Here is a 6927-nt window from a genome sequence, read left to right as displayed (position 1 = left end):
CCACGGCCGTGGTCAGCTGGCTGACCGCCGTACCGCTCGCGGGGACCTCCAGCCGGACCGTCATCGAGTACGAGACGCTGGGCGCCGTTGCCATGACCGTCTTCCTTTGCTTTCCCTTGTGCCAGGTTTCCGGGCCCGGAATGACCGGACCACGCCCTCAGATGGTTGCACCTACCTTCTGGTACCGGGTAACCCGGCCAGACTTTCGGACATATTGTTCTGACATACCGGAGTGGGGTCAGCCGAGTGGAAAGCCCCACTCCTTCGCGGGAACGCCGGGCGAGGCGGGCCGTTCCCGCAGCCCACGCCCCTAGGCTCTGGCGCGCACAGCGCCGAACGACGTCCACCGGCGTCGAGGAACACAAGGAGCAGCGGGCATGGCTCAGGGCACCGTCAAATGGTTCAACGCCGAGAAGGGCTACGGCTTCATCGCCCAGGAGGGCGGCGGGCCGGACGTCTTCGTCCACTACAGCTCGATCAACGGCAACGGCTACCGCAGCCTCGCGGACGACCAGCGGGTCGAATTCCAGATCGTGCAGGGCCGCAAGGGGCCGCAAGCCGAAGAGGTCCGCGTCCTCGGGTGAGGACGCGGACCTCTTCGCCATGACGTTGTAGGTGGCACCGACCCGCCATGCTCGCCTCGCGGCAAGTGGTCGCTCGTAGCGACGATGGTTGGGCCCGGGGGCTTGGATCGAGCCGGTGCCACAGCAAGGCTAACAAACCATCCCCGGAAGCGATTCCCCGCCGGACGGCCCGATTTCGCGCCGTCCCCCGGTCGGCCGTCAGCCGGCCGTCAGCGGCCCGCGTCAGGCCCCCGGACGGCCGTCGGTCAGCCCTCTGTCGGCCGTCAGTCGGCCCTCAGCAGGTCCGGGACGCCGTCGCGGTCCGGGTCGTCGCGCTCCCCCGGGACGACCGTCAGCCGCTGGGTCGCCCGGGTGAGCGCCACGTACAGCACCCGCAGCCCGGCCGGTGACTCGTCGGCGATCTCGGCGGGCGAGACCACCACCGTCGCGTCGTACTCCAGCCCCTTGGCCTCCAGGCTGCCCAGCGCCACCGCCCGGTCGCCGAGCCCGGCCAGCCAGCGGCGGGCCTGCTCGCGGCGGCCCATGGCGACGACGACACCGACCGTGCCGTCCACCTCGTCCAGCAGCCGGGCCGCCTCCGCGCGGACGTGGCTCCCCAGGTCGCCGTCCTGCCGCTCCGGGAGCCGCGCGAAGCGCGGTACGGCACCGGTCGAGCGGACCGCGCGGGGCGCGGGGGTGCCGGGCATCGCGAGCGCCAGGACCCTGGTGGCCAGCTCGGCGATCTCCGCCGGGTTGCGGTAGTTGACGGTGAGGGTGAAGCGGCGGCGCGGGCGGGTGCCCAGCGCCTCGTCGCGGGCCGCGGCCGCCTCGTCCGGATCGGACCAGGAGGACTGGGCCGGATCGCCGACCACCGTCCAGGTGGCGTGGCGGCCGCGCCGCCCCACCATCCGCCACTGCATGGGCGTCAGGTCCTGGGCCTCGTCGACGATGATGTGCGCGTAGTCCGTGCGCTCCTGCTCGGCCCGGTCCGCGCGGCTGCGCCGGGGGCCGGAGCGGTCGGCGAACGTGGTCAGCTCGTCCAGCCCGGTGAGCTGGTCCAGCGGATCGACCTCGCGGGGCCTCGCCGGGCGGGCCGGGGCGCCGAGGATCGTGTACAGCTCGTCCAGCAGCGCCACGTCGTGCACCGACAGCGGGCCCTGCCCGTCCGGGCCCAGCCGGGCCAGGGAGCGGGCCGTCTGACGAGCCTCGCGCGGGTTCAGCACCCGCCGTGACCAGCGGCCCAGCCGCTTCTCGTCGGCCATCGCGGCGAGCACGGAGCGCGGGGTCAGCTCGGGCCACCAGGCGTTCAGGAAGTCGGCGAACGCGTCCTCGCCGGAGATGTCCTCGTCGAAGCCCTCGCGCGCCTCGGCGGCCAGTTCGGGGTCCGTGTAGCGCCGCGGGCCGCCCGAGCGGGACCACAGGGCGTCCAGCAGCAGCCGCCGGGCGCGCGGGCGCAGCAGGTTGACGGGCGCGGTACCGCCCAGCGCGTTCTGCCGGACGTGGCGCAGCTCTTCGGCGTCCAGCTCGACGCGGGCGCCGAAGGCGACCACCCGCAGACGCTCGGGCGGCCCGCCGGGTCTCTGGCGGCTGCCGGGCGCGCTGTCGGCCGCGTCGGCCGCGTCCTCGAAGGTGAGCTGACCGTCGTCCTCCGCCGCCGGGACCGTGGTGTTCCGCGACAGCTCCAGGGCGCCGCGGGCCGCCTTGCGCAGGACTTTCGTCATCCGCGAGGAGCCCTTGATCCGGGCCACGGCCGGGGTGTCGTACGTGGTGGCCGCGGCGCCCTCGACCAGCGAGCCGACCGCACGGATCGCCACCTGGCCCTCCTCGCCCAGCGAGGGCAGCACGCCCTCGGTGTACGCGACGAGCAGCGGGGTGGGGCTGACGACCAGGATGCCGCCCGCGTACCGCCTGCGGTCCTGGTAGAGCAGATACGCCGCGCGGTGCAGCGCGACCGCGGTCTTGCCGGTGCCGGGGCCGCCCTCGACCTCGGTGACGGAGGCGGCGGGGGCGCGGATCACCAGGTCCTGTTCGGCCTGGATGGAGGCGACGATGTCGCGCATGGTGTGGCCGCGGGCCTGGCCGAGCGCGGCCATCAGCGCGCCGTCGCCGACCACCGGCAGCACCTCGCCGCCGAGCGTCGCGGTCAGCTCGGGGCGCATCAGGTCGTCCTCGACGCCGAGCACCCGGCGCCCCTTGCTGCGGATCACGCGGCGGCGGACGACCCGGCCGGGGGCGACCGGGGTGGAGCGGTAGAAGGGGGCGGCGGCGGGCGCCCGCCAGTCGATCACCAGGGGCGCGTAGTCGGCGTCCAGCACCCCGATGCGGCCGATGTGCAGGGTCTCCGCGATCTCCGCGCGGTCCCCGTCCCCGCCCGGCCGGATGGCGTCGTCGGCGGGTTCCACCGAGGTGTACGCACCGTCCGGGCCGCGCACGCCGTCCTTGCCGAGGAGCAGATCGATGCGGCCGAAGAGGAAATCCTCGAACTCGCTGTTGAGCCGGTTGAGGTGGACCCCGGCCCGGAACACCTGGGCGTCGCGCTCGGCGAGTGCGCCCGGAGTGCCGACCTGGCCGCGCTTGGCGGCGTCGTCCATGAGGAACTCCGCCTCGTGGATCTTCTCCTCCAGGCGGCGGTACACACGGTCCAGATGGGTCTGTTCGATCCGGATCTCGCGGTCCCGGACCCCGTCCCCATCCCCGTCCCCGGCATCACGCGGCGGGGCCGTCCGGCCTTCGTGCGGGACGTTCCGCGTGGCGTTCTGCGTGGCGTTCTGCGCGGCCACCCAAGCCCCCTTCTGTGTACATAGGGCAGCCGTCAACCGTACACCCACCCGTGCGCGCCACTCAGATATTGACCTCGGCCAGCCGCTGGCCGTCGAGGGTGCGGACCTCGAAGCGGGCGATGTCGCTCTCGTTCATCGCCGCGCCGCCCTGCGCGTACAGCGGCTCCTTGTTCCAGCGGGAGCCGTCACCGTCCTTGATCCCGTATCCCGCGCCGGGCACGGCCCAGGTCGTGACGGTCTCCTCGTGGCCGTCCTTGCCGATGGCGATCAGATCGCAGCTCTTCGGCCCCTTGAGGTTGCCCAGCTTGAGCGCGATGGAGGTGCCCCAGCCCTTCTGGGCGAGCGAGACCGAGGCGTCCACCTTGGTCTGCGGGTCCACCGAGCTGAACTTCTTGCCCTGGTCGTAGGCCACCTGCGCCGGACTGGCCGCGGCGGCCGGGGGGTTCGTGCCGCCGCCACCGTCATCGGAGCCGGAGGTGACGGCCGCGCCCGCGAGCGGGCCGCCGACGATCATGAGGCCCGCCGCGGCGACGAGGAAGAGCCGCCTGCGGCTCTTCGTGCGGCGGCTGACGGTCACCTCGTCGAGCAGCCGCCCCAGCAGCTCCGGCCCGGGGCGGGCGGTGATGGTGGCGGGGTCGTGGACGGCCGTGCCGTCCGCGTTGGTCGCGTAGTCGGCCAGCAGCGGTGCGATGCCCAGCAGCCCGTCCAGCTCTTCCGCACACCGCTCGCACCCGATCAGGTGGTCCTCGAAACGCGCCGCGTCGGCCGTGTCGAGGACGCCGAGGGCATAGGCGCCGACGGCGGTGTGCTGCTGGTCGTCCGCTGTCGGCATCATGCCGAGACCCCCCGTTCCTCAAGTGAGAGCTTGAGCGAACGCAGCGCGTAGTAAACCCGGGATCGTACGGTCCCGGGCGGCACGCGCAGCACTCCCGCAGCCTCACTCACCGTCCGTCCCTTGAAGTATGTCTCGACGAGCGCCTCTCTGTGTGCATCAGACAGGTCATTCAGGGCATCGGAAATGGTCATCTGACGGAGCGCCCTATCTATGTCATCCGCTGCGGGCATGACATGCAGAGGGGCCGCATCGACCTCTTGCGGGCGGGCACGGCGGCTTCGGTGGCCGTCGATGACGATGCGGCGGGCCACGGTTACCAGCCACGGGCGTACGGAACCGCCGCTGCGCTGCAGCTGGTCGGCGTTACGCCACGCCCTTAAAAGCGTCTCCTGAACCACGTCCTCGGCGCGGTGCCGGTCGCCTGCGACCAGGCGCAGGACGAAGGCAAGAAGCGGGCCCGCATGCTCCGCATAGAGCGCGCGCATCAGCGCGTCGTCCGGTGTCGTCCTCTCGGTCACGAGGGCATCTTTGCGTACGCAAGGCGCTGGGTCGAGGGGCGTACGGGCTGGAATGATCCGCAGTTCATTCACAACCCTGTGACATTCCTCCCACTTCCGCGCTGAACATTTCCCGGGCCACGGCACGTACTTGAGGCCGAGAACCCGGCGCCGGGCGGGCGTCGGCCACCATAAAGGGCTCCCTCCCCAAACACCGCCCCGCAGGCCCCGGTCCCCCCATCCGGGGCCTGCGTCATGTCTGAAACTCGTTCATGTTTTGCTCGTGCTTTGGGTTTGAACGGCGTCGGTGACGGGCCACGCGCTCCCGGTTGCCGCACAGTTCGCTGGAGCACCAGCGGCGGCGCCGGCCCCGCGAGGTGTCCAGGTACAGCAGCGAGCAGCTCTCCCCCTCGCAGCGCCGCAGCTGCCCGCGTGCGACGGGGTCGGTGAGCAGTGCGACGGCGTCGCGGGCGATCTGGGCGAGCAGCGCCCCGCAGTCGGGGGCGGCGGCGAGCCGGGCGACGAGGGCGCCGTCGGTGGCGCGCACGGCCCGTACGGCGGGCGGGGCGGTGGCGGCGAGCGCGTTCACCCGCTCCAGGTCGGGCCCGGCGGCCCTGCCCTCCACCTCTGTGTGCACGATGCGGTGGAGGAGGTCGCGGGCGGCGCGGAAGCGGGTGAGCCAGGCGGTGTCGATGGCGTCGAGCACGGTGCCGTGGGGGATGAGGCCGGTGCCGAGCAGCCAGGCCCGGAGGGGTTCGACGCCGTCGAGGCGCTCGACGGGGGTCTCGCCGAGGCGGCCGTCGACGGTGGCCACCAGGTCCAGGCAGAGCCGCCCGGAGTCGAACCGCAGGTCGAAGGCGTCCGCCGCCATGCTCCTGTCACCTCCGGTGGGGCTTGTGGGCTCCCCTCCAGGGTGCCCGCCCCGGCCGCCCCCCGGTAGAGCGCGGGGATGTCCCCCACCCCGCCCCTTCCCGAAACCGGGGCTCAGCCCCGGACCCCCGCTGGGGCTGCGCCCCCGCGCCCCGGGGGCGGAACCCCGCGGGCCGGACCGGTTACGCGTCCGCGTACTTGGCGTCGGCCGCCGGGTCCAAGGCGAGCCGGTAGCCCCGCTTGACCACCGTCTGGATCAGCTTGGGCGAGCCCAGGGCCGTGCGGAGGCGGGCCATCGCCGTCTCCACGGCGTGCTCGTCGCTCCCCGTGCCCGGGAGGGCCCGGAGCAGGTCGGCGCGGCCGACGACCCAGCCCGGGTGGCGGGCCAGGGCCCGCAGCAGGGCCATCCCGGCGGGCGGAACGGCCCGCAGCTCGCCGTCCACGACCACCGCGTGGCCACGGATCTCCAGGCGCTGCCCGGCAACCGGCAACGCCCGTGCGCGGGCCGGGAGTTCGGCGGTGAGGAGCTGGACGAGGGGGCCGAGGCGGAAGCGTTCGGGCTGGCGGGTGGGGATGTCCAGGGCCTCCAGCGGCTGCGCGGTCACCGGCCCGACGCACGCGGCCAGCACATCCCGCCGCAGCGCGCCGAGCAGTTCCTCCCGCAGCCCGCGCCGCTCAGCCCGCTCCAACAGGCTCACGGCAGCCGGAGCACTGGTGAAGGTCACGGCGTCGACGGCACGCGCGACCGTCGCGTCCAGCAGCCGGTCGACGGGGCCGATGTCCTCCGGCGGCATCCACCGGTACACCGGCACGCCCACCACCTCCGCGCCCCCGGCACGCAGCGACTCGACGAAGCCGGGCAGCGGTTCGCCGTGCAGCTGGACGGCGATACGGCGCCCGTCGACGCCCTCCTCCAGCAGCCGGTCGAGCACCTCGGCCATCGATTCGGAGGCCGGGGACCACTTCTCGGTGAGCCCGGCGGCCCGTACGGCACCCTTCACCTTGGGCCCGCGGGCCAGCAGTTCGACGTCGCGCAGCCGGTTCAGCAGGGCGTCGCCCAGCCCCCAGCCGTCGGCGGCCTCGACCCAGCCGCGGAAGCCGATGGCGGTGGTGGCGACCACCACATCGGGGGCGTGGTCGATCAACTGCTTGGTGGCGGTGAGCAGTTCGGAGTCGTCGGAGAGCGGTACGATCCGCAGCGCGGGCGCGTGCAGGACGGCCGCGCCGCGCCGCAGCAGCAGGGCGCCGAGTTCATCGGCGCGGCGCGCGGCGGTGACGCCGACGGTGAACCCCGCGAGGGGTCCGACGGTCGGCGCCTGGGTCTGGTCGTCTCGCTGCATGTGGCTCTGGCTCTCGTCCCGGTTCGGTGTCGTATGCGCGCC

General features: G+C 73.4%; 6 protein-coding genes. 1 reads left to right on the top strand and 5 read right to left on the bottom strand.

The window, feature by feature from the left end; all coding sequences use genetic code 11:
* Positions 1 to 377 precede the first annotated feature (377 nt).
* Positions 378 to 584 carry a cold-shock protein gene (locus ABZ370_RS40235; RefSeq protein ID WP_009717477.1) on the top strand — a complete coding sequence of 69 codons (207 nt, stop codon included), beginning with the start codon at positions 378 to 380 and terminating at the stop codon, positions 582 to 584.
* 263 nt (positions 585 to 847) lie between these two features.
* On the opposite strand, the gene ABZ370_RS40230 is transcribed toward ABZ370_RS40235, so the two are convergent.
* From ABZ370_RS40230 to ABZ370_RS40210, 5 genes are all read right to left on the bottom strand, one after another.
* The gene (locus ABZ370_RS40230) at positions 848 to 3229 is read right to left on the bottom strand and encodes a UvrD-helicase domain-containing protein (RefSeq protein ID WP_358632246.1); all 2382 of its coding nucleotides are present in this window, start codon (positions 3227 to 3229) and stop codon (positions 848 to 850) included.
* A 175-nt stretch (positions 3230 to 3404) separates the two neighbouring features.
* Positions 3405 to 4178: a zf-HC2 domain-containing protein gene (locus ABZ370_RS40225; protein ID WP_358632238.1), complete on the bottom strand. Its 774-nt coding sequence runs from the start codon at positions 4176 to 4178 to the stop codon at positions 3405 to 3407.
* Positions 4175 to 4696: a sigma-70 family RNA polymerase sigma factor gene (locus ABZ370_RS40220; protein WP_039938820.1), complete on the bottom strand. Its 522-nt coding sequence runs from the start codon at positions 4694 to 4696 to the stop codon at positions 4175 to 4177. The genes ABZ370_RS40225 and ABZ370_RS40220 overlap by 4 nt, the downstream gene beginning before the upstream one ends.
* 232 nt (positions 4697 to 4928) lie before the next feature.
* Entirely contained in the window at positions 4929 to 5546 is a 618-nt protein-coding gene (locus tag ABZ370_RS40215; RefSeq protein ID WP_358632235.1) for an ABATE domain-containing protein, read from the bottom strand.
* A 181-nt stretch (positions 5547 to 5727) separates the two neighbouring features.
* On the bottom strand, positions 5728 to 6885 hold the full coding sequence (locus ABZ370_RS40210) for a uroporphyrinogen-III synthase (RefSeq protein ID WP_358632232.1): 1158 nt from the start codon (positions 6883 to 6885) through the stop codon (positions 5728 to 5730).
* Positions 6886 to 6927: the final 42 nt, after the last annotated feature.

This window comes from Streptomyces sp. NPDC005962, from assembly GCF_040629205.1.
Classification (GTDB): Bacteria; Actinomycetota; Actinomycetes; order Streptomycetales; family Streptomycetaceae; genus Streptomyces.
Note: the sequence above shows the minus strand (reverse complement) of the source record. Positions and strands in the feature narration are given on the sequence as shown.